This is a genomic window from Humibacillus xanthopallidus, assembly GCF_044793955.1.
GTDB classification, from domain to species: domain Bacteria; phylum Actinomycetota; class Actinomycetes; order Actinomycetales; family Dermatophilaceae; genus Humibacillus; species Humibacillus xanthopallidus_C.
The window spans coordinates 2,951,178-2,968,160 of sequence record NZ_CP084995.1 but is presented as its reverse complement, the minus strand read 5'-3'; the positions used below and the strand labels follow the sequence as shown (position 1 = coordinate 2,968,160).

Annotated in this window: 14 protein-coding genes; 10 read left to right on the top strand and 4 right to left on the bottom strand. The window is 72.3% G+C overall.

Annotated elements, in window-relative coordinates:
• The first annotated feature begins 21 nt into the window (after positions 1 to 21).
• Both LG278_RS13255 and LG278_RS13250 read left to right on the top strand, forming a co-directional pair.
• Entirely contained in the window at positions 22 to 1,599 is a 1,578-nt protein-coding gene (locus LG278_RS13255; protein ID WP_404387537.1) for an ABC transporter permease, read from the top strand.
• A complete protein-coding gene (locus LG278_RS13250; protein WP_404387535.1) occupies positions 1,596 to 2,642 on the top strand; it encodes an ABC transporter ATP-binding protein in 1,047 nt (348 codons plus the stop codon). Before LG278_RS13255 ends, LG278_RS13250 begins: the two co-directional genes overlap by 4 nt.
• Positions 2,643 to 2,669: 27 nt before the next feature.
• On the opposite strand, the gene LG278_RS13245 is transcribed toward LG278_RS13250, so the two are convergent.
• Complete coding sequence (locus LG278_RS13245; protein ID WP_404387533.1) at positions 2,670 to 3,881, bottom strand: M48 family metalloprotease; 1,212 nt, start codon at positions 3,879 to 3,881, stop codon at positions 2,670 to 2,672.
• 271 nt (positions 3,882 to 4,152) lie between these two features.
• Here LG278_RS13245 and lepA point away from each other — a divergent pair, with 271 nt between their 5' ends.
• The 3 genes from lepA to LG278_RS13230 all read left to right on the top strand — a co-directional run bounded on the left by lepA (position 4,153) and on the right by LG278_RS13230 (position 7,366).
• A complete protein-coding gene (gene lepA / locus LG278_RS13240; RefSeq protein WP_404387531.1) occupies positions 4,153 to 6,012 on the top strand; it encodes a translation elongation factor 4 in 1,860 nt (619 codons plus the stop codon).
• 19 nt (positions 6,013 to 6,031) lie between these two features.
• A complete protein-coding gene (locus LG278_RS13235) occupies positions 6,032 to 6,850 on the top strand; it encodes a helix-turn-helix domain-containing protein (RefSeq protein WP_404387529.1) in 819 nt (272 codons plus the stop codon).
• Between the two features lie 69 nt (positions 6,851 to 6,919).
• Positions 6,920 to 7,366: a VOC family protein gene (locus tag LG278_RS13230; protein ID WP_404387527.1), complete on the top strand. Its 447-nt coding sequence runs from the start codon at positions 6,920 to 6,922 to the stop codon at positions 7,364 to 7,366.
• Between the two features lie 33 nt (positions 7,367 to 7,399).
• Here the strand turns inward: LG278_RS13230 and LG278_RS13225 are convergent, their stop codons facing one another.
• Both LG278_RS13225 and LG278_RS13220 read right to left on the bottom strand, forming a co-directional pair.
• Positions 7,400 to 8,251: a tyrosine-protein phosphatase gene (locus tag LG278_RS13225; protein ID WP_404387525.1), complete on the bottom strand. Its 852-nt coding sequence runs from the start codon at positions 8,249 to 8,251 to the stop codon at positions 7,400 to 7,402.
• A 60-nt stretch (positions 8,252 to 8,311) separates the two neighbouring features.
• A complete protein-coding gene (locus tag LG278_RS13220) occupies positions 8,312 to 9,037 on the bottom strand; it encodes a peptidylprolyl isomerase (RefSeq protein ID WP_404387523.1) in 726 nt (241 codons plus the stop codon).
• A 60-nt stretch (positions 9,038 to 9,097) separates the two neighbouring features.
• On the opposite strand from LG278_RS13220, the gene hemW reads away from it, so the two are divergent.
• From hemW to LG278_RS13205, 3 genes are all read left to right on the top strand, one after another.
• Positions 9,098 to 10,333 carry a radical SAM family heme chaperone HemW gene (gene hemW, locus LG278_RS13215; protein WP_404387521.1) on the top strand — a complete coding sequence of 412 codons (1,236 nt, stop codon included), beginning with the start codon at positions 9,098 to 9,100 and terminating at the stop codon, positions 10,331 to 10,333.
• 26 nt (positions 10,334 to 10,359) lie between these two features.
• Positions 10,360 to 11,787: an aldehyde dehydrogenase family protein gene (locus LG278_RS13210; RefSeq protein WP_404387519.1), complete on the top strand. Its 1,428-nt coding sequence runs from the start codon at positions 10,360 to 10,362 to the stop codon at positions 11,785 to 11,787.
• A 139-nt stretch (positions 11,788 to 11,926) separates the two neighbouring features.
• Positions 11,927 to 13,570 carry a CHAP domain-containing protein gene (locus LG278_RS13205; RefSeq protein ID WP_404387517.1) on the top strand — a complete coding sequence of 548 codons (1,644 nt, stop codon included), beginning with the start codon at positions 11,927 to 11,929 and terminating at the stop codon, positions 13,568 to 13,570.
• A 7-nt stretch (positions 13,571 to 13,577) separates the two neighbouring features.
• Here LG278_RS13205 and LG278_RS13200 read toward each other — a convergent pair whose 3' ends face one another.
• Positions 13,578 to 14,468 (bottom strand): DUF3097 domain-containing protein, encoded by an 891-nt coding sequence (locus LG278_RS13200; RefSeq protein ID WP_404393647.1) that lies wholly within the window; start codon positions 14,466 to 14,468, stop codon positions 13,578 to 13,580.
• A gap of 228 nt (positions 14,469 to 14,696) precedes the next feature.
• Here LG278_RS13200 and hrcA point away from each other — a divergent pair, with 228 nt between their 5' ends.
• Both hrcA and dnaJ read left to right on the top strand, forming a co-directional pair.
• The gene (gene hrcA, locus LG278_RS13195; RefSeq protein ID WP_404387515.1) at positions 14,697 to 15,740 is read left to right on the top strand and encodes a heat-inducible transcriptional repressor HrcA; all 1,044 of its coding nucleotides are present in this window, start codon (positions 14,697 to 14,699) and stop codon (positions 15,738 to 15,740) included.
• Positions 15,741 to 15,828: 88 nt separating this feature from the next.
• Positions 15,829 to 16,962 carry a molecular chaperone DnaJ gene (gene dnaJ / locus LG278_RS13190; protein ID WP_404387513.1) on the top strand — a complete coding sequence of 378 codons (1,134 nt, stop codon included), beginning with the start codon at positions 15,829 to 15,831 and terminating at the stop codon, positions 16,960 to 16,962.
• The last annotated feature ends 21 nt before the right edge of the window (positions 16,963 to 16,983 follow it).

Below are 16,983 nucleotides of genomic sequence, written 5' to 3'. Positions count from 1 at the left end.
GTCTGGCTGATCGTCCCGTCGGTGGCGGGGGCGCTCCTCGCGCTCCTGCCACTCGGGTATCTCGTCGTGCGCACCGCCGAGGCCGGCGACCGGGTCTGGGGCATCCTCGCGCGCCCCGGCACGCTGGAGCTCGTCGGGCGCAGCCTCGCCCTGGTCGTCACCGTCACCGCGCTGTGCCTCGTGATCGGCGTGGGGATGGCCGCCCTCGTCACGCGCACGACCCTGCCCGGCCGGCGCACCGTCGCCGTGCTGCTCGCGCTGCCGCTGGCCGTGCCGAGCTACGTCGCCGCCTTCGCGTGGGTGGCGGCGGCGCCGTGGGCGCGCGGCTTCGTCGGGGCGACGCTCGTGCTCACCGCGTGCACCTACCCCTATGTCTACCTGCCCGTCGTGGCCGCGATGCGCAGCATCGACCCGGCCCAGGAGGAGGTCGCCCGCAGCCTCGGCCGGGCCCCGTGGCACACCTTCCTCACGGTCACGGTGCGCCAGGTGTGGCCCGCGGCCGCGTCCGGGGCGCTGCTCGTCGCGCTCTACACCCTCAGCGACTTCGGCGCGGTGTCGCTGCTGCAGTTCGACGCCTTCACGCGCGTCATCCACACCTCCTACCGGGCGAGCTTCGACCGCACGCCCGCGGCCGTCCTCTCCCTGCTCCTCGTCCTGCTCACGGTCCTCATCGCGCTGGGGGAGCGGCGCAGCCGACGCGGACTCGAGCAGACCCGCCTCGGCTCCGGTGTGTCGCGCCGTTCGGAGCCGCTGCGTCTCGGCCCCCTCGCGACGACCGGAGCTGCGGCCGCGGTCCTGGGGGTGCTCGCCGTCGGACTGGTCTTCCCCGTCGCCTCCCTCGTCTACTGGTTCGTCACCGGCCTCTCCGCCGGCATCGACGTGGAGCGTCTCGTGACGAGCACCGGCACGACGCTGCTGCTCGCGCTGCTGGGCGCGGTCGTGACGATGGCCTTCGCCGTGCCGATCGGGGTGCTCGTCGCCCGGCACCGCTCCCGCGTCAGCTCGGCGATCGAGCTCGGCGCCTGGGCGGGCCACGCCCTGCCGGGCATCGTCGTCGCCCTGGCGCTCGTCTTCTTCGGCGTGCGGGTGGCGCAGCCGATCTACCAGCGCACTCCGCTCCTGCTCATCGCGTATGCCGTCCTCTTCCTCCCCGCAGGCGTGGGCGCCGTACGTGCCGCCGTCGCGGTCAGCTCGACCCGGGTCGAGGAGGTGGCCCGCTCCCTCGGCAGCAGCCCGCTCGAGGTGCTGCGGCGCGTCACCCTGCCCCTCGCCGCCCCGGGGGTGGCGGCGGGCACGGCGCTCGTGCTGCTGACGATCATGAAGGAGCTGCCGGCGACCCTGCTGCTGCGTCCGACCGGGGCCAACACGCTGGCGACGAGCCTCTGGACCGAGACCGGTGTCGCCGCTTACGCCGCCGCGGCGCCCTACGCCCTCGCGCTCGTCGCGATCGCGGTCGTGCCGACCCTGTGGCTCATGCACGCCCAGGGCAGGCTCGCAGAGGTCGATGAAGGGGCCGACGGCCCGGGCGGGGGCGGAGCGGACGGTCCGGTCGATATCGTTGCGCCACAGCCCGGCCCGCTGCAGAGGAGTGGCGTGTGAGCATCGTGACGCTGGAGGGCGTGACCAAGGCCTTCGGCGCGACGACCGCGCTCGACGACGTCGACCTGACGGTCGCGAGCGGTCACCTGACCGCCGTGCTCGGACCGTCCGGCTGCGGCAAGACGACGCTCCTGCGCGTGGTCGCCGGCTTCGTGCGACCCGACGCGGGCACGATCACCATCGACGGCACGACGGTCGAGGCGCCCGGGGCCCACATCGCCCCGGAGCGTCGCGGCGTGGCGATCGTGCCCCAGGAGGGTGCGCTCTTCCCGCACCTCGACGTGGCCGCCAACGTCGCCTTCGGGCTGCCCGGCCGGCGCCGCGACCGGGCGACCGCCGCTCGGGTGGACGAGATGCTCGAGCTCGTGGGACTCGCGGGTCACGGCGACCGACGTCCCGACGAGCTGTCGGGCGGTCAGCAGCAGCGGGTGGCGCTCGCGCGCGCGCTCGCCCCGAGCCCGGGCGTGGTCGTCCTCGACGAGCCCTTCTCGGCGCTCGACGCCGGCCTGCGGGCGCAGGTGCGCACGGAGGTGCGTGGGGTCCTGCAGGCCATCAGGGCAACAGCCGTCATCGTCACGCACGACCAGGAGGAGGCGCTCTCGATGGCCGACTCCGTGGCGGTCATGGACCGCGGACGCGTGCTCATGCACGGCACTCCCGCAGAGGTCTACCAGCGCCCGACCGACATCGTCGTGGCGCGCTTCGTCGGTGACCTCGTCGAGCTGCCCGGCATCAAGGTCGGATCGTCGGTCGAGACCGCCCTCGGCACCCTGCCCCTGCACGGACAGGTCGAGATGCCCGACGGGCCGGTGCTCGCTGCCCTGCGACCCGAGCAGATCCGGGTCGACGGCCGCCTCGAGCGGGGCGGGCACCGGGCACACGTCGACGACGTCGTCTTCCACGGCCACGACTCGCTCGTGCTGCTCACCCTGACCGAGAGCCGGCCGGCCCTGCGCCTCGCTGCCCGCACCCTGGCTCCGCTGCATCCGGGCGACGACGTCGCCGTGCGCGTCATCGGCCCTGCCCTGGCCTACTCCCTCTGACGGCCCGTCACCCTCGAGGGCGGCAGGTCAGGGACGCCAGCGGTCCGGCTCCGGCTCGCGCTCCGGCAGGGTCTCCATCCGGCTGTCCGACCTGCTGTCCGAGCTGCCGTCCGACCGGGGCGCGGTGGGGTCCGAGAGCGGCGCGGCTGGCAGGTCGTCGGGTCGATAGGCCGCGCGCGTCGGGTCCGTGGACCCCACGGGCAGCGGCGTCGTCGGCGCCACGGGGGTGCGTGGTGGCCAGACGGGCTGCGCACCGGCGGCGTCCGAGCCGACCGCGCGCGGGTCGGCTGCGCGGCCGATCACGGGGGGCTCGGTGGGCTGGAAGCCGACCATCGCGGGCAGGGCGTAGGTGCCCGGCAGGGGAGTGCCGCCCCAGAGCCACGGCTCGCGCGGCCGCCACAGCAACCGTCCGGGCCGACGCCGGTCGCGCAGGGCGTGCATGCGCCACAGCAGCACCGGGTGCGAGGCCGTCGCGTTGGTCACCCAGACGAAGAAGCCCGGCTCGGTGACGGCCCGGTCGGCCATCGCGTCGACGTCGACCGACCGGTTGAGGTACTTCCCGCCGGCGAGCGTCGCCATGGCGAGACGAGCGCCCTGGGGAGCAAGCGCGTGGCCGTAGTTGTCGGCCGTGAACTCCTGCGCTCTGCTGAGGGTCGAGCCGACGACGGGGATCCACTGCGAGGCGAAGGTGCCGAGGATGCGCCAGTAGCTGACGTGGCCCGCCGCGATGTGGCCGACCTCGTGCGCGATGACGAAGCGCAACGCCTCGGGCTCGCGCGCCGCGCCGCCGACCTCGAGCAGGTCGCTGTGGATGAAGACGAACCGGCGGAAACCGTGGCCGGAGGCCGCCGCGTTGATGACGCCGTTGCCGAGCACGACATACGCGTCGGGCACGTAGGACAGCCCCGATCGGGCGGCCGCGTCGACGAGCATCGCGTAGGCCTCGGGGAACTGCTCCGGTGTCAGCTTGATGCCGTTCAGGCGCTGCTGGGCCCACAGCTGTCCGCGGGCGAACCAGATGAGCACGGGGGCGAAGATCAGCGCCAGGGCATAGACGTCGGGCGAGCGACCCTCGTCGTTGGCCGCCAGCAGCTCGACGACGGCCAGTGCGAGCAGCAGCACGGAGGCGATGATCGCCAGCACGAGCACGAGGATCTCGCGGGGGTGTCGCACGTAGCGCCGCAGGGGCAGGTGCGATCCCGGGGCCACCGGCAGCGTCAGCATGGGTTGGGCGCGCATGGGCGCCATTGTGCGTCACAGGCCGCGCCGCGACCACGTCGGACCGTCCGGCGCGGAGACCGAGCCACGTGTAGTCACGCCGAGCCATGCCGAGCCACGCCGAGCCACGCCGAGCCACGCCGGGACCCGGCCGGACCACGTCAGGGTGTGCGCGGCATACGGGGAAAGCGTGGGAGACTGTGCCGGTGGCGAGCGGCGCCGGTCCAGCCTGCCCCGCAACCACACCCACCCACACTCCCCACCCTGCGAGGTTCGTCCCACCGTGTCGCCCATGGCCCGTACTGCGCTGGCGCCCCACGCAACGCCGCCGGACCTCATCCGCAACTTCTGCATCATCGCCCACATCGACCACGGCAAGTCGACGCTGGCCGATCGCATGCTCCAGAAGACGGGTGTCGTGGACGCTCGGGCGATGCGGGCGCAGTACCTCGACCGCATGGACATCGAGCGCGAGCGTGGCATCACGATCAAGAGCCAGGCCGTGCGCATGCCGTGGGCGGTCGAGGACGCAGCCGGCCTCTCCACGACCTACTGCCTCAACATGATCGACACGCCGGGGCACGTCGACTTCACCTACGAGGTGTCCCGCTCGCTCGCCGCCTGCGAGGGCGCCGTGCTGCTCGTCGACGCCGCTCAGGGCATCGAGGCGCAGACCTTGGCCAACCTCTACCTGGCCATGGAGAACGAGCTGACGATCATCCCCGTGCTCAACAAGATCGACCTCCCGGCCGCCCAGCCCGAGAAGTATGCCGAGGAGCTCGCCAAGCTGATCGGCGGCGAGCCCGAGGACTGCCTGCGCGTGTCGGGCAAGACCGGTGAGGGCGTCGAGCCGCTCCTCGACACGATCGTCGCGCAGATCCCGGCCCCGACCGGTGACGCCGACGCCCCCGCCCGGGCGATGATCTTCGACTCCGTGTACGACACCTACCGCGGCGTGGTGACCTACGTCCGGGTCGTCGACGGCAACCTCAACCCCCGCGAGAAGATCGTCATGATGTCGACGCGGGCCACCCACGAGCTGCTCGAGATCGGCGTCATCAGCCCGGAGCCCGTCCCCTCGAAGGGGCTCGGCGTCGGCGAGGTCGGCTATCTCATCACCGGCGTCAAGGACGTGCGCCAGTCGCGCGTCGGCGACACGGTCACCAACGCGAGCAAGCCCGCCGCCAAGGACCTCGGTGGCTACCGCGACCCCAAGCCGATGGTCTTCTCCGGCCTCTATCCCATCGACGGGTCCGACTACCCGGCCCTGCGCGAGGCCCTCGACAAGCTCAAGCTCAACGACGCGGCGCTCGTCTACGAGCCCGAGACGTCGGCCGCCCTCGGCTTCGGCTTCCGGGTGGGCTTCTTGGGGCTGCTGCACCTCGAGATCGTGCGCGAGCGGCTCGAGCGCGAGTTCGGTCTCGACCTCATCTCGACCCAGCCCAACGTCGTCTACGACGTCGTGCTCGACGACGGCAAGGCCGTGCACGTCACCAACCCCAGCGAGTACCCCGACGGCAAGATCCGCGAGGTCAGCGAGCCCATCGTGCGCGCCACCATCCTCGCGCCGAGCGAGTTCGTCGGCGCCATCATGGAGCTGTGCCAGCAGAAGCGCGGCAGCCTGCGCGGCATGGACTACCTCTCCGAGGACCGCGTCGAGATGCGCTACACGCTGCCGCTCGCCGAGATCGTCTTCGACTTCTTCGACCAGCTGAAGTCGCGCACCCGCGGCTACGCCTCGCTCGACTACGAGCCCGACGGTGACCAGGTCGCCGACCTCGTCAAGGTCGAGATCCTCCTGCAGGGCGAGACCGTCGACGCCTTCTCCGCCATCGTGCACAAGGACAAGGCCTACGCCTACGGCGTGATGATGGCCAGCAAGCTCAAGGACCTCATCCCGCGCCAGCAGTTCGAGGTGCCGATCCAGGCAGCCATCGGCTCGCGCATCATCGCCCGCGAGAACATCCGCGCCATCCGCAAGGACGTCCTCGCCAAGTGCTACGGCGGCGACATCAGCCGCAAGCGCAAGCTCCTCGAGAAGCAGAAGGAGGGCAAGAAGCGGATGAAGATGGTCGGCCGCGTCGAGGTCCCCCAGGAGGCCTTCGTGGCCGCCCTCTCGAGCGACGGCGACAAGGGCAAGAAGACCTCGTAGCCGGGCGTAGCGTGGTGGGGTGACCTCGCCCGCCGAGCAGTCCGACCACTACGAGCACCAGCCGTCCCCGCGGTTCGCCCGGTTCGTCGAGCGTGCCGTCGGCTACCGCCTCGCGGGCTACCCGGCCGGTGTCCACGTCGGTATGCCGTCCGGCACCGTCACGCTCGTCGTGCCCCTCGACGCCCCGCTGACCGTCGCCGACGGGGGCAGCGGCCCGACGGCCTACGGCTCGGTGCTGGCCGGTTTGTCGACGGCGCCGGCGCACATCCACCACGACGGCAACCAGCACGGGGTGCAGCTCGCCCTGCGACCGGGCGCCGTGCGAGCGCTGTTCGGGGTGCGCGCGGCCGAGGTGGCGGGCGAGTCGTACGAGCTCGCCGACGTCATGGGTCCTGCCGCGACGTCGTTGCGGGAGCAACTGCACGAGACCGCTTCGTGGGCAACGAGATTCGCGCTCGTGGCACAGGTGCTGCTCGATCTCGAGCGCGACGGCTGGGCCGGTCACGAGCCGGCGCCGGAGGTGACCGAGGCCTGGCGGCTCATCCGCACCAGTGGGGGAGCGGCACCGATCCGCGACGTGGCGGCTCGCGTCGGCTGGTCGATGCGGCGGCTGCAGACCCGGTTCAACGCCGAGTTCGGGGTGACGCCCAAGGCGCTCTCGCGCGTGCGGCGGCTGGAGCGCTCCCTGCCGCTCGTCGCCGCCGCCGAGGTGTCGCTCGCCGACGTCGCGGCGCACTGCGGCTGGTCCGACCACGCCCACATGGACCGCGACTGGCGCGAGCTCGCCGGCACGTCGCCCAGCCGCTGGCGCACCGAGGACGTGCTGATCGGCGTGTGAGCGCATCGACCGCGCGGTGGCGCGCATTCGTCCAAGACGACGTGCGCCCTCCGGTGTCAGGGTGAGCCCATGGACACGGAGACGGACACCAGCGACGCGACCACCGACACTCGCAGCGGCACCCGCAGCGGCACCCGCACCGACCACAACGTCTGGGTCGGACTCAGCTACGACGATCCCCTGTCCGCTCGCGCCTGGCTGCGCGAGCTCGGCTTCGACGAGGGCATCCTCGTGCGCGACGAGGCGGGGGCGGTCGAGCACAGCGAGATGCTGTGGCCCGAGGGTGGGCGGGTGATGGTGAGCAGCCGCGCCAGGGGCCACGACACCTTCGTCTCCGACGCCCGGGCGGCCACGGTCTACGTCGTCGTCGACGACCCCGACGCCGTGTGGCAGCGCGCGCAAGGGATCGGTGCCGTCGTCGACCGGCCCCTGGAGGAGACCGACTACGGCTCGCGCGGCTTCTCGGTCAGGGACGCCGAGGGCAACAGCTGGAGCTTCGGCAGCTACGCCGGCTGAGCCGAGACGACGTGGCCCACCGACCAGGAGACCTCAGTCGGCCAGGAGCTTGCGGCGCAGCCGGTCGGTGTCGGCGCGGGTCCACCCCTGCGTGTCGAGCCAGCCGAGAGCGCCGCCGTGGCGCTCGTCGAGGGTCTGGAGCAGCAGCCGCATCGTGTCGGTGGTCGGGGACTGCTGCGCGATCGTCTTGCCCTGCAGGTTGGCGGCATACGCCGTGCTCGAGCGCAGTCGCGCCATGATCGCGGGCACCCGCTCGGCCGAGGCGGCGTAGTCGGCGATGACGAGGTCGTCGGACACACCGACAACCTTGAGGGCGAGCCCGACGACGGTGCCGGTGCGGTCCTTGCCGGCGGCGCAGTGCACGATCGCGGCGCCCTCGCTCGAGGCGATGGCATCGAGCGCGGCGACGATGGAGTCGGGCCGCGTCGCGAGGTAGGAGAGGTAGTGCTCCGACCAGAACTCCTCGTGGCTGCGGCGGCGCGCTGGATCGGTCTCCTCCTGCGAACCGTCGGCGACGGCCGCCCTCGCGGCGGCCGCCTCACGGCGCTCGTCGGTCTCCCAGGGCAGGGCTCGCTCAGCGGCGGGGATGCCCGACTCGACGGAGTCCTCGCGGTAGAGCGTGTGGTGGTGGTGGCGCACGTGCGTGACGGCACGGAGGGGTCCGTCGCCCTCCTTCGCGAGCTCGACGTGGGTGCGCAGGTCGACGACGTCGCTGACGCCGAAACGGGTCACGAGCGTCTTGATCGCCTCGGGCGAGAGGTCCTGGAGGTTGTCCGAGCGCAGCAGCCGCCGCGGCCGCACCGCCTCACCGGTCTCCGTCGGCAGGCCGCCGAGGTCGCGCATGTTGGCGACACCGTCGAGGTCGATCCACTGGGGGCGATACACCACAGCAGCCTAAGCGAGCCCCGGTCAACGGCGTGCTTCGACGTGGAGCCGACCGCGGTGTCAGACGCGGTCCACCGTGACCGCAAGGATGCTGATCGAGATGAAGGGCGGGCCGTCCGGACGGGTGTCCTCCCCGCCGCCGGCCGCGATGTGGTCGACGACCTCCTGCCCTTGCACGACGCGCCCGAACACCGTGTAGACGGGGCGACCACCTGCCACCGTGAAGTCGCGGTGCACCATGAAGAACTCGCCCGCCGTGCCCGTGACGTCGTCTCCACGCGCCATGCCCACCGTGCCGCGCACGTAGCGGTCGCCGGCCGGCCGGTTCTCGAGGGGGAGGTCGTAGCCCGGGTCACCCAGCCCACGTCCTGTCGGGTCACCGCACTGGAGCAGACCCGTCGGCGCCTGCCGGGTGGTCAACCGGTGGCAGACGCTGTCGGTCCAGTAGCCGGCGCGGGTCAGCGCCACGAACGAGGCCACGGTGGCCGGGGCCGAGCGACCGTCGAGCTCGAGGGTGATGACTCCACACGTCGTGGTCAGGGTGGCGCGCCAGCGACCGCCGGCCGCCGACGGGTCGGGCGCCGACCGGAGCGAAGGCGGCGCTGTCGGGGGAGGGGGTGGCGCGCGGCAGGTGACCTGCGGCGCCGTGCTCGGCACCGGGCCGCTCGTCCTGGTCGCCACCACGATCAGCCCGACCGCGGACAGGACCACGGCGATTACGAGCAGCAGGGCGGTGCGCACCGACGGCACCGCCGACGGGGGCTGGGCGTCGCCCGCGCCGCTCATCCCACCAGCGTAGGCCGACGGCCTGTCACCGGCGCCGTGCTCGCCTGAGACAATCGGGGTATGCCGCCCTCCGCCCTGCCCGACGGCGACCCTGCGCCCGCGTCGGGCGAGCTCCCTCCGGCGGCCCTCTCCACCCTTGCCGGCACCGACCTCGGCATCTACGTGCACGTGCCGTTCTGCACAGTCCGGTGCGGCTACTGCGACTTCAACACCTACACGCTGACAGAGCTCGGTGGGCCGGGCGCGACCATCGGCGTCGACACCTACGCCGACTCCGCGCTGCGAGAGATCGAGCTGGCGGGCCGCGTGCTCGGTGACCAGTCTCCAGCGGTGTCAACGGTTTTCGTGGGTGGGGGCACGCCGACGATGTTGAGGTCAGGCGACCTCGTGAGGATGCTGGGCGGCATACGGGAGCGCTTCGGTCTGCTGCCCCACGCCGAGGTCACGACCGAGGCCAACCCCGACTCCGTGACGCCGGCGTCGCTCGCGGAGCTGGCCGGCGGCGGGTTCACGCGGGTCTCGGTCGGCATGCAGTCGGCCGTGCCGCACGTGCTCGCGACGCTCGAGCGCACCCACGACCCCGACAACGTCGCGCGCGCGGTCGCCGCCACCCGCGAGGCCGGCATGCAGGTCAGCGTCGACCTCATCTACGGCACGCCGGGGGAGTCGCTCGACGACTGGCGGCGCAGCCTCGAGACGGCGATCGCGCTCGAGCCCGACCACATCTCCGCCTACGCCCTCGTCGTGGAGCAGGGCACGAAGCTGGCGGCGCAGGTCCGCCGCGGCGTCGTCGCCATGCCCGAGGACGACGACGAGGCAGACAAGTACGAGCTCGCCGACACCCTGCTCTCCGCAGCCGGCTTCAGCTGGTACGAGGTGAGCAACTGGGCCCGCTCCGAGCAGACCAGGTGCCGCCACAACATCGCCTACTGGGCGGGCACCAACTGGTGGGGCGTCGGCCCGGGCGCGCACAGCCACGTCGGCGGGGTGCGCTGGTGGAACGTCAAGCATCCGAGCGCGTATGCCGCCCGGCTCGGCTCCGGGGTCTCGCCCGCCCAGGCGCGCGAGACCCTCGCCGACGAGCAGCGCTACGACGAGAGGGTGCTGCTCGGCACCCGCCTCGTCGAGGGACTCCCCGTCGGCGACCTGCGCGCGTCCGGCCGCAGCGCGGTTGCCGGCCTCATCGCCGACGGGCTCGTCGACGGGCCGTCGGCCGTGGGTCGGGGTCGGGTCGTCCTCACCCGACGGGGGCGCCTCCTCGCCGACACGGTCGTCCACCGGCTGCTGGCCGCCTGAGATCCACGCTGAGACAGAGGAATCCGATGACCCAGAGCAGCACCCTCATGCCGACCTCCAGCCCTGACGTGGCAGCGGTCGTGGCGCGCGTTCGACGAGCCTTCGACAGCGGACGCACCAAGCCCTACGCCTGGCGAGAAGCCCAGCTGCGGGCGCTGCGCAGTCTCGTCGTCGACCACGAGAGCGAGATCGCGAGCGCGCTGGAGTCCGACCTCGGCAAGAGCGCCGTGGAGTCCTGGCTCACCGAGACAGGGCTCGTCGTGAGCGAGATCGACCACACCCTCAAGAACCTGCGCCGATGGCTGGCGCCGCGGCGGGTCCCGGTGCCGCTCCGCGTGCTGCCGGCCAAGGCCCAGATCGTGCGCGAGCCGCTCGGGGTCGTGCTCGTCATCGCGCCGTGGAACTACCCGGTGCTGCTCACGCTGACGCCTCTGGTCGGCGCGCTGGCCGCGGGCAACGCCGTCGTCGTCAAGCCGAGCGAGGTGGCCCCGGCCGCGTCGGCGGTTCTCGCGCGCCTCCTCGGACGGCACCTCGACCCGGAGGCGGTGCACGTCGTCGAGGGCGCAGTCCCCGAGACGACGGCCCTGCTCGCCGAGCGCTTCGACCACATCTTCTACACCGGCAACAGCGCTGTCGGGCGCATCGTGCTCGAGGCTGCCGCCAGGCACCTCACCCCGGTGACGCTCGAGCTCGGTGGCAAGTCACCGACCTTCGTCGACGACGGCGTCGACCTCGAGGCGACGGCGCAGCGCATCGTCTGGGGCAAGTTCACCAACGCCGGCCAGACGTGTGTGGCCCCGGACTATGTGCTCGCGACGCGGCACACGCTCGACGCTCTGAAACCGTGGCTGGTCAAGGCGATCCGCGACTCCTACGGCGACGAACCGAGCGGGTCGCCCGACTACGGGCGCATCGTCAACAGCCGTCACCTCGAGCGACTGTCCGGGCTCATCGACCCCGCCCAGGTCGTCACAGGCGGCGACAGCAACCCCTCGACGCGCTACCTCGCGCCGACCGTGCTCGACGGGGTGTCGTTCGACGACCCGGTGATGGCAGAGGAGATCTTCGGGCCCGTGCTGCCGCTCGTCGAGGTGTCCGGCGTCGACGAGGCCATCGAGGTCGTCAACCGCCGTGACAAGCCCCTCGCGCTCTACGTCTTCACCTCGAGCCCCGACACCCGACGCCGCTTCGTGCGGGACACCTCGTCCGGGGCGGTCGGCGTCAACATCCCGCTCGCCCACCTCGCCGTGCCCGATCTTCCCTTCGGGGGCGTCGGGATGAGTGGCATGGGTGCCTACCACGGCGAGTTCTCCGTCGAGCTCTTCAGTCATGCCAAGGCCGTGCTGCGCCAGCCGCTGCGGCCCGACTCGACGGTCGTCGTCCGCCCGCCCATCACCGCGGCCAAGCGGCGCCTCATCGACCGTCTCGTCTTCCCCGGCAGCCGCCGACGCTGAGCCACGCGTTAGCACATCAGCCCGAAATGTCACGGGAAGTGATCGGCGTGTCGCAAGGGATTGCTGAGAAGGTAGTGACGTCGTGACGAACTTGTCCTAGATTGCGGGAGACCTCGACGCAGACCCTGGGAGCGCCCGAATGCCTTTCGCACGTGAGCTCCCACGCCGTCGCAGGCTCGCCCTGGCGGTCGTGACGGGTCTGGCGCTGCTGCTCACCAGTGCCGGGTTCGCGCCGGTGGCCCGCTCCGCCGAGTGGATCGTGCTCTGCACCGGCTACACGCCCTGTGCCTCCGCGGGCTACTCCAACGCCGGCTACAGCACCAACAGCTCGACGAGCTACTGGCGCCAGTCGACCGGCCACAACTGCACCAACTACGTCGCCTACCGGCTGGTCAAGAACGGCATGCCCAACGAACGGCCGGCATCGCTCTCCGGCAACGCCTACAACTGGGGGCCTGCCTTCCCCGACCTCACCGACGACAAGCCCGTCGTCGGCTCGGTCGCCTGGTGGGACACGTCCTACTCCTCGACGGGCCACGTCGCCTACGTCGAGAAGGTCATCTCGCCCAGCGAGATCCTCGTCTCGGAGGACAACTGGGGCGGCGACTTCCGGTGGCGCCGGGTGACCCGCACGGGCGGCCGGTGGCCGCAGGGCTTCATCCACCTGCGTGACCAGGCCACGCCGGTGTCCGATCCCAAGGCCTACCGCCTGCTTCCCGCGCCCGCCCGGGTCATGGACACCCGCTACGGCATCGGCGTTCCTGCCGGCAAGCTGCCCGGAGGCGTCGACGCGTCGCTCCAGGTGGCCGGAAGAGCCGGTGTGCCGTCGTCGGGCGTCGGGGCCGTCGTGCTCAACGTCACCTCGTTCGGGCACTCGACGCCGGGCTGGGTCACCGCCTATGCGTCGGGGGCGGCCCTGCCCGACGTGCGGAGCGCCTCCTACTTCGGCAGCTACTACAGCAACCACCAGGTCGTGTCGCGGGTCGGTGCCGACGGCAGGATCAAGCTGCGGCCCTCGAGCACCGTCGGACTCGTCGTCGACGTCGTGGGCTGGCTGCCCACCACGTCGTGGCTGACCACGACGGCACCCACCCGCATCGTCGACACCCGCAGCGGGCTGGGGGCCCCGACCGGGAAGGTTGCGTCCGGGGGACGCATCGATGTGACGGTGGCCGGCCGGGGCGGCATACCGTCGACGGGCGCCGTGGCAGCCGTGCTCAGTGTCACGGCGCCCAAGCCGGCCGCATCGGGCTGGGTCGCCGCGTGGGCCGCGGGGACGACCCGCCCGGGCGTCGCCGACCTCCAGGTGACCGGAGGCAGCTCGTCCACCGGGCTCGTGACCAGCCTCATCGGCAGCACGGGCAAGGTGAGCCTCTACACCACCACGACGACCGACCTCACCGTCGACGTCGTCGGGTGGGTGCCGGTGGGCTCGGACGTCACGGTGCTTCGCCCGACGCGCGTGCTCGACACGCGCTCGAGCGGCATCGTGGCAGGCGGCACGTCGGTGCGCGCGCCGGTGCGGGGAGTGGCCGGAGTGCCGAGCGCCGGCGTGGTCGGGGCCCTCGTCTCGATCACCACCGTCGGCTCGACGGGGTCGGGCGCGCTCATCGCCTACCCCGCGGGCACGACGCGGCCGGGTGCGGGCACGACCCACTTCATGAAGGGCCAGCTCGTCACGACGATGGCGGTCCTGCCCCTCGCCGACGACGGAGGGGTCCGCGTCCACAGCTCTGCCACGTCACACGTCATCGTCGACGTGCACGGCTACGTGCGGGGCTGAGCCCGGCTCAGGCGACCGGCTCCGTGACGAAGTCGATGAGCTCCTCGACGCTGGCGAGCAGGGTCGGCTCGAGGTCGGCGTAGGTGCGCACCGTGCCGAGGATGCGTTTCCACGCCCGCGCGATGTCGGCCTGCGTGTCGTGCGGCCAGTCGAGCTCGGCGCAGATGCCGTGCTTCCACGACGTGCCGCGGGGGATGACCGGCCACTGCTGCCAGCCGAGGCGTTCCGGGCGCACCGACTGCCAGACGTCGACGTAGGGGTGGCCGAGGATCCGCACGTGGGCGGTCAGGCCGGGCAGGGCGCGTGCCTGGTCGACGATGCGCGCCTCCTTGGTGCCCGGCACGAGGTGGTCGACGAGCACGCCGAGCCGTCGGCCCGGCCCGGGCTGGAACTCGGCGATGATGCCGGCGAGGTCGTCGACGCCGTCCATCATCTCGACGACGACCCCCTCGATGCGCAGGTCGTCGCCCCACACCTTCTCGACGAGCTCGGCGTCGTGGCGCCCCTCGACGTAGATGCGTGAGCCGGTCGCGACCCGGGCGCGCGCGTCGTGGACGGCGACGGAGCCGGAGGCCGTGCGTGACTGCGCCCTCGCGGCCTCGGCGAGCTTGGCCTGCGCGGCGGCCCTCGGCGGCGTCAGGGTGACGGGGCGGCCGTCGACGAGGAAACCCGGCCCGAGCGGGAAGGCCTTGGTGCGCCCGCGGCGGTCCTCGAGGTGCACGACGTGCATGCCGCCGGCCTTCTCGACCCGCACGACGGCGCCCACCCACCCCGTCTCGACCTCCTCCACGACGAGGTCGCGCTCCGCGGGCAGGTCGGCCGACCGTCCCCGCTTCGGGGCGCGCCAGTCGCCGGAGAGCACGTCGTTGCCATAGCGGTCGTTGGGGCACACGGTCAGGCAGCGTATGCCGTCCGGTGGGCGGGCGCCGTGGCGCCACGCCCCGGGCGGGTGGCGAAAGACGGGACCGAGGCGATGGGTGGCGGTGATGGTGGAGGCGATGGTGGCGGTGCGCCCGCACGTTCGACACCGGACGAGTCGTTCGGTGCAACAGGGGCCGACCGCGTAGACTTGGCACTCGACATTTGAGAGTGCCAGACGGGTGCCCGGGCAGCGTGAGGAGGACGGATGAGCGAGGACCGCAGGCTCATGGTGCTGCGCGCCATCGTGCAGGACTACGTGCAGACGTCCGAGCCGGTCGGCAGCAAGGCCCTCGTCGAGCGGCACCACCTGGGCGTCAGCGCGGCCACGGTGCGCAACGACATGGCGCTGCTCGAGGAGGAGGGCCTGATCCACGCCCCCCACACCTCGGCCGGCCGCGTGCCCACCGACGCCGGCTACCGCGTCTTCGTCGACCGCCTCAGCGCCGTCAAGCCGCTCAACCCCGGTGAGCGTCGCGCGATCAGCCAGTTCCTCGAGGGCGCCGTCGACCTCGACGACGTCGTCGACCGCACCGTGCGGCTGCTCGCCAGCCTCACCCGCCAGGTGGCCGTCGTGCAGTATCCCTCCCTGACCCGCTCGACGGTGCGTCACATCGAGCTCGTGCCGCTGGGCGCCACACACCTCATGATCGTGCTCATCGTGAACACCGGCCGGGTCGAGCAGCGTGTCGTCGACCTGGGCCGCACGCTGTCTGACGCCGACGGTGAGGCGCTCGTCGCCTCGATCCGCTCCCGCATCAACGAGGTCGCCGCAGGCGTGCCGTTCACCCTCGCTGCCACTCGGCTGCGCCACCTCGTCGAGGACACCCCCGAGGCCGATCGGGCGGCGACCGAGGCCGTCGTGTCGGCCCTCGGCGACGCCCTCGTCGAGGAGCGTGAGGAGCGGGTCGTGCTCGCCGGCCAGGCCAACCTCGCCCGCGCCGGCACCGACTTCCCGCGCACCATCGGGCCGATCCTCGAGGCGCTCGAGGAGCACGTCACGCTGCTCCGCCTCCTCGGCCAGCTCGGTGACGACCCCGACCTCGTCTCGGTGCGCATCGGCACCGAGAACCCCGTGACCGGCCTGCAGTCCACCTCCCTCGTGTCGATGGGGTATGGCTCCGGTGCCGAGCGCGTCGCGAGCCTCGGCGTCCTCGGCCCGACGCGCATGGACTACCCCATGACGATGGCCTCGGTCCGGGCCGTCGCGCGCTACGTCTCCGAGATCCTCGACGCCAACCAGTCCACCTGACCGTCAGCACCGTCCCGAACGACGCCCCACCGCCGGCGCACCGTCGCGTCGGCACCGCACGCACCACGTCCCACGAAGGAACCCCAGCTTGAACGACTACTACGCCGTCCTCGGTGTCGCTCGCGACGCGAGCCAGGAGGACATCAAGAAGGCCTACCGTCGCCTCGCGCGCAAGCTGCACCCCGACGTCAACCCGGGTGCGGACGCGGAGGAGGAGTTCAAGCGGGTCTCCCAGGCCTACGACGTGCTCTCCGACCCCCAGAAGCGGCGCTCCTTCGACATGGGCGCAGACCCCTTCGCCAGCGGTGGCGGTGCGGGCTACGGCGCGGGCGCCGGCTTCTCCTTCAGCGACGTCATGGACGCCTTCTTCGGCGCCGGGGCACAGGCCGGCACGAGGGGCCCGCGGTCGCGCGTCCAGCGCGGACAGGACGCCCTCGTGCGTCTCGACATCGACCTCGCCAAGGCCGTCTTCGGCTCCGAGGAGGACCTGACGCTCGAGACGGCCGTCGGCTGCACGCGCTGCGCCGGCGACGGCGCCGAGCCCGGCACCGGCCGCCAGACGTGCCCGATCTGCAAGGGCGCCGGCGAGGTGCAGCAGGTCCAGCGCAGCTTCCTCGGCCAGGTCATGACCTCGCGGCCGTGCGTCAACTGCCAGGGCTACGGCGCGACGCTGACCGACCCCTGCCACGACTGCTCCGGCGACGGGCGCGTGCGCACCCGCCGCAGCCTCAAGCTCAAGGTGCCCGCGGGCGTCGACACGGGCACCCGCATCCAGCTGACCGGAGAGGGTGAGGTCGGCCCCGGCAACGGGCCCAACGCCGACCTCTACGTCGAGATCCGGGTGGTCAACCACGAGACGTTCACCCGCCGCGGTGACGACCTCCACTGCAGCGTCGAGCTGCCCATGGCGGCCGCCGCCCTCGGCACGACGCTCAAGCTCTCGACCTTCGACGGCATGCAGGACCTCGAGATCAAGCCGGGCACGCAGAGCGGCGAGGTGCACACCCTGCGCGGCCTCGGTGTCACCCACCTGCGCCACGGCGGTCGTGGTGACCTGCTCGTGCACGCCACCGTGCAGACCCCGACGCGCCTGACCGAGGAGCAGCGTGACCTGCTCCAGCAGTTCGCGGCCCTGCGCGGCGAGGAGCGCCCCGAGGGCCGGCTGGCGCCTGCCAACAAGGGTCTCTTCGGCAAGCTGCGCGACGCGTTCAAGGAGAAGTGACACGCATGGGGGAGTGCGTGC